General features: G+C 64.2%; 5 protein-coding genes. All 5 read left to right on the top strand.

Annotated elements, in window-relative coordinates; all coding sequences use genetic code 11:
- A partial coding sequence (locus tag ACLP25_RS02295) for an NAD(P)H-dependent glycerol-3-phosphate dehydrogenase (RefSeq protein ID WP_442467624.1) occupies positions 1-432 on the top strand: 432 nt, incomplete at its 5' end.
- Positions 433-683: 251 nt separating this feature from the next.
- The gene (locus ACLP25_RS02290; protein WP_442467623.1) at positions 684-2462 is read left to right on the top strand and encodes an adenylate/guanylate cyclase domain-containing protein; all 1779 of its coding nucleotides are present in this window, start codon (positions 684-686) and stop codon (positions 2460-2462) included.
- Positions 2463-2692: 230 nt separating this feature from the next.
- Positions 2693-2983 carry a YciI family protein gene (locus tag ACLP25_RS02285; protein ID WP_442467622.1) on the top strand — a complete coding sequence of 97 codons (291 nt, stop codon included), beginning with the start codon at positions 2693-2695 and terminating at the stop codon, positions 2981-2983.
- A gap of 7 nt (positions 2984-2990) precedes the next feature.
- The gene (locus tag ACLP25_RS02280; protein ID WP_442467621.1) at positions 2991-3404 is read left to right on the top strand and encodes an EVE domain-containing protein; all 414 of its coding nucleotides are present in this window, start codon (positions 2991-2993) and stop codon (positions 3402-3404) included.
- Positions 3405-3561: 157 nt separating this feature from the next.
- On the top strand, positions 3562-5077 hold a 1516-nt coding region (gene acs, locus ACLP25_RS02275), incomplete at its 3' end, for an acetate--CoA ligase (RefSeq protein ID WP_442467620.1).

The following is a 5077-nucleotide window of genomic DNA, read 5'->3' as shown; positions in this document are numbered from 1 at the left end:
GGCGCCGCCAAAAACGTGCTGGCGATCGCCTGCGGCGTCGCCGCCGGGCGCGGCCTCGGCGCCAGCGCGGTCGCGGCCCTCATCGCGCGCGGCTTTGCCGAACTAAGGCGGTTCGGCGATGCGTTCGGGGCGCGCAGCCAGACCCTGATGGGACTCTCCGGTCTCGGCGATCTGGTTCTGACCTGCTCGTCGGCGCAGTCGCGCAATTTCGCCTTCGGCCTCGCGCTCGGCAAGGGCGGGAGCGTCGAAGCGGCCAAGTCAGGAGGGCTCGCCGAGGGCGCCTTCACCGCTTTGGCCCTGACGGAAATGGCGCGCGCCCGCGGCGTCGACATGCCGATCGCCCATTGCGTCGAGGCGCTGATAGAGGGATCGCTCGACGTCGCAGGCGCTGTCGGCGCGCTGCTCGGCCGTCCGCAGAGGGGCGAGGAGTGATCGGCCCGGGTAACGTCTCGGTTTGAATTGCGGCTTGGGGCGGAAAGATCATTCGAAGCCGACACGTTGGACGGCCGGACTGCGCAAAGAGCAGCCATTCGCCATCGGCGCGGCGACCGGATAAAATCTACCCCGAGAGAACGAAACCGCTTGCGCGGCGACGGCAGTGGCTTATGTCGGGACGGACCGAATCGGAGCGACGATATCCCCCCTAATCCGTGCTAAACTATATAGGATGCGGGGAGCGCGGGATGCCCGAAACTCGCAAACTTGCGGCGATCCTATGCTCGGATGTGGTCGGCTTCAGCCGGCTCGCCGGCGCCGATGAAGATCGAATTCTGGCGCAGCTGAGGGCGCTGCGAAGCGATCTCATTGACCCCATGATCGCGGTGCATAACGGCCGCATCGTCAAGCGCAGTGGCGACGGCGCGCTGGTCGAGTTCCGCAGCGCAGTCGCCGCCGTGCGTTTTGCCATCGAAGTGCAGAACGCGATGGCCGAACGCAACGCCGGAGTGCCCGAGGACCGTCAGATCGTCTTTCGGATCGGCATCCACATCGGCGATGTGGTCGAGGAGAGCGACGGCGACCTGATGGGCGACGGCGTCAATATCGCCGCGCGGCTCGAAGGCATCGCCAAGCCTGGAGCGATCTGTCTTTCCGAGCAGGCCTATTGGCAGGTCAAGAGGCGGCTCGAGCTCGCCGTGACCGATCTCGGCCCGACCCAGCTCAAGAACATCGCCGAACCGATCCGCGTCTATTCGATTGACGTTGGCCAGCCCGCCCGAGCGAAACCCACGCTGACCGCGGCGCATGAAAAATCCGCTGCGCCGCGGCGTTTCTCCATCGTCATTCTGCCCTTCACCAACATCGGCGGCGATCCGGAACAGGAGGATTTCGTCGATGGCGTAACCGAGAGCTTGACGACAGACCTGTCGCGGATTCGCAACGCCTTCGTCATCGCGCGGAGCACCGCTTTCACCTTCAAGCGCAAGGCGATCGATGTGAGGTCGCTCGGCCGTGAACTGAACGTGCGCTACGTGCTGGAAGGAAGCGTCCGGCGCCGCGGCGCTCGCATGCGGGTGAACGTTCAGCTCGTCGACGCTGAGAGCGGCAGCCATGTGTGGGCGGAGCGGTTTGACAAGCCTGTCGCCGATTTCTTCGAAATGCAGGACGAAATCGTCGCGAGGATCGGCAATCAGCTCGGAACGGAGCCGGTCCAAGCGGAGGCGCGCCGGGCGCAGCCACCAACCCCCGATGCGATCGATCTCACCTTTCGGGGCATGGCTTCGTTTGTTAAGGGGCTGACCGGGGAAAACATGTCGAAGGCCCGCGCGTTCTTTGAGCGCGCGTTGGCGATCGATCCCGACAACGTGACCGCGCTTGTCGGGATCGCCTTTGTCGACTTTCTCGTCGCGGCCTATCTCTATCCCGAAGACAGGGCCGCTCGCGTGGCTTCCGCCGAGGCTGCGGCGCTCAAGGCGCTTTCACTCGCGCCCGATTACGCGCCCGCTCACTTCGCCCTCGGGACCGTGCTTGGAGTCACCAAGGGCCCCGAGCTGGGGATCGCCGAATGCGAGCGGGCGCTCGCGATCAATCCGAACCTGGCATCCGCTCACGCGACGATCGGAATATTCAAAGTCTATGTCGGACACCCCGAGGAGACCGAGCCTTGCGTCAGCGAGGCGCTTCGGCTCAGCCCCCGCGACAGCTTCGCTTTCACCTGGCGGATGTTCGTCGGGATTTCCAAAATGCACCTGGGGCGAAACGACGAGGCGCTCGTCTGGCTGCGGCGATCGATCGAGGACAACCGCAACAACCCGATGTCCCACTTCCTTCTCGCAGCGACGCTCGCGCTGCTTGGCCGCACAGACGAAGCGCGCGCGGTCGCCAAGGGCGGCCTCGAGCTCAATCCAAAGTTCACGATCGCGCGCTACCGGGATGGACCGTGGCGACCCCCATCCGCGGCTCACTCGGCGCTCAAAGCGCAGATCATCGACGCTCTGCGCCTGTCGGGGGTTCCGGAAGGATGACCGCCGCCCGCAAGCTCGCCGCGATCCTCGGCGCCGACGTCGTCGGCTATTCGCGTGTCATGGACGAGGACGAGGCCGAGACCGCGCGGGCGACGCCACGAGCGGCGCGACAGCCCTCCCGATTATCTTCGAAACCCGTATTTCAAACTGAGACACGATTTACGAATTCCGGCCGCTTGGCTTTGCCCGCGGGCTCGCGTAATCCTCGAGGATCCCGCGGAGGTCCTCCCATGCTGTTCATCGCCACCTGTGTCGATAAGCCGCAAAGCGTCGAGACGCGTCTCGCAAACCGCCCGGCTCATCTCGACCATCTGAAAAGTCTCGGCTCGAAGGTGAAAATCGGCGGCGCGATGCTCGCCGACGACCTTCAGACGCCAGTCGGGTCGATGCTGATCTTCGAAGGCGAGAGCCTCAAGGAGATTGAGTCGATTCTCGCGCAGGACCCTTATACGCTCGCCGGCCTGTTCGAGAGCGTCACCGTGAAACCCTATCGGCAGGCGGTCGGTCAGGCCCTTACGTGAGGGGAGCATGGCGCACTGGCTGTTCAAGAGCGAGCCGTCGGCGTGGTCGTTCGAGAAGCTCGCGGGCTGCGGACCGGACGGGACCGATTGGAGCGGGGTGCGCAACCATTCGGCCAAGCTCAATATGCAGGCGATGAAGGTCGGCGAGCAGGGGTTCTTCTATCATTCCAACGAAGGCAAGGCGATCGTGGGGATCGTCGAGGTGTCAAAGGCTTACCGGCCCGATCCGAGCGATAAGACCGGCAAGTTCGGCATGGTCGACATTCGCGCCGTCCGGCCGTTGCCGCGTCCGGTGACGCTCGACGCCGTGAAGGCGGAGAAGCGCCTTCACGCGATGGCGCTCGTCACGAACTCCCGCCTGTCGGTCCAGCCGGTGACGGAAGCGGAGTGGGCCCTCATCTCAGACATGGGCGGTCTCTAGCCGACGACATTCGTCAAAGTGCGCCGTACGGAATGGGTAAGACCAAAGCAGCACCGGAAGCTGGCTTGTCCAGCTTCCCCGCCTTGGGCATAAACTCTCGACAATGCTTGTATGCGTCGGCTCGGCCGGCGCGCAGGAATCTGCTGGGAGGAGCCCCGTGCACGACCACGTTTATGACGTTCCCGCCGAATGGGCGAAGCGCGCTTGGATCAATGACGCCAAGTACGAGGAGATGTACAAGCGTTCCCTGAGCGACCCGGAGGGATTCTGGGGCGAACACGGCAAGCGGATCGACTGGTTCAAGCCCTACACCAAGGTCAAGAACACGAGCTTCGACGCGCACAATGTCTCGATCAAATGGTTCGAGGACGGGGTGACCAATGTCGCCTACAATTGCGTAGACCGGCATCTGCCGAAGCGCGCCGACCAGGTGGCGATCATCTGGGAAGGCGACAACCCCAATGAATCCCGACACATCACCTACGCCGAGCTCTCGGAGGAAGTGAACCGTTTCGCCAACGTCCTGCATTTTCATGGCGTCAGGAAGGGCGACCGCGTCACCATTTACCTGCCTATGATCCCAGAGGTGGCCTACGCGATGCTCGCCTGCGCGCGCATCGGCGCCATCCATTCCGTCGTCTTTGGCGGCTTCTCTGCAGACGCGCTTGCCGGCCGTATCACGGATGCGAAGTCGGAAGTCATCATCACTGCCGACGAGGGTCTTCGCGGGGGGCGCAAGGTGCCGCTGAAAGCCAATGCCGACGTCGCTGTCCAAAAGGCGGGAGACGTGAGGCACGTGATCGTCGTCAAACGCACGGGTGGCGAGATCGACTGGACGCCGGGCCGCGACGTCTGGTACCACGAGGCGGCCGAGCGCGTCTCCACGAAGTGCCCGGCCGAGCCGGTCAACGCGGAAGATCCGCTGTTCATCCTTTATACGTCGGGTTCAACCGGCACGCCGAAAGGCGTCGTCCACACGACCGGCGGCTATCTCGTCTTTGCGGCGATGACGCACCAATACGTCTTCGACTACCACGAGGGCGACATCTACTGGTGCACCGCCGATGTCGGCTGGGTGACGGGGCACTCGTACATCCTGTACGGACCGCTCGCCAACGGCGCGACGACCCTGATGTTCGAGGGCATTCCGAACTATCCCTCGATGAGCCGCTTCTGGGAGGTCGTAGACAAGCATCAGGTCAACATCTTCTACACCGCGCCGACCGCCATCCGGTCGCTGATGGGCGCGGGCGAGGAGCCGGTGAAGAAGACCAGCCGCAAATCGCTCCGCCTTCTGGGCACGGTCGGCGAGCCGATCAACCCCGAGGCTTGGGAGTGGTATCACCGGGTCGTCGGCGAGCACCGCTGCCCGATCGTGGACACCTGGTGGCAGACCGAGACGGGCGGCATTCTGATCACCCCGCTGCCCGGCGCCACCAAGCTGAAGCCCGGTTCGGCGACCCGACCGTTCTTTGGCGTGATCCCGGAGATCGTCGACGGCGCCGGAAACCTGCTGGAGGGGGTGTGCGAGGGCAATCTCGTCATCGCCGACTCTTGGCCGGGGATGATGCGCACCGTCTACGGCGTCCTCGTCCGGTTTGTGAAGACCTACTTCTCCACCTATCCGGGCAAGTATTTCACCGGCTACGGCTGCCGCCGCGACGCCGACGGCT

Origin of the sequence: Roseiarcus sp., assembly GCF_052145395.1 — a bacterium.
Taxonomy (GTDB): domain Bacteria; phylum Pseudomonadota; class Alphaproteobacteria; order Rhizobiales; family Beijerinckiaceae; genus Roseiarcus.
This window is presented reverse-complemented; position numbering and strand designations above follow the sequence as displayed.

Coding starts and splice junctions, on each gene's coding strand:
- ACLP25_RS02280 (WP_442467621.1), top strand. CDS start 2,991: ATGGCGCACTGGCTGTTCAAGAGCGAGCCGTCGGCGTGGTCGTTCGAG.
- ACLP25_RS02290 (WP_442467623.1), top strand. CDS start 684: ATGCCCGAAACTCGCAAACTTGCGGCGATCCTATGCTCGGATGTGGTC.
- ACLP25_RS02285 (WP_442467622.1), top strand. CDS start 2,693: ATGCTGTTCATCGCCACCTGTGTCGATAAGCCGCAAAGCGTCGAGACG.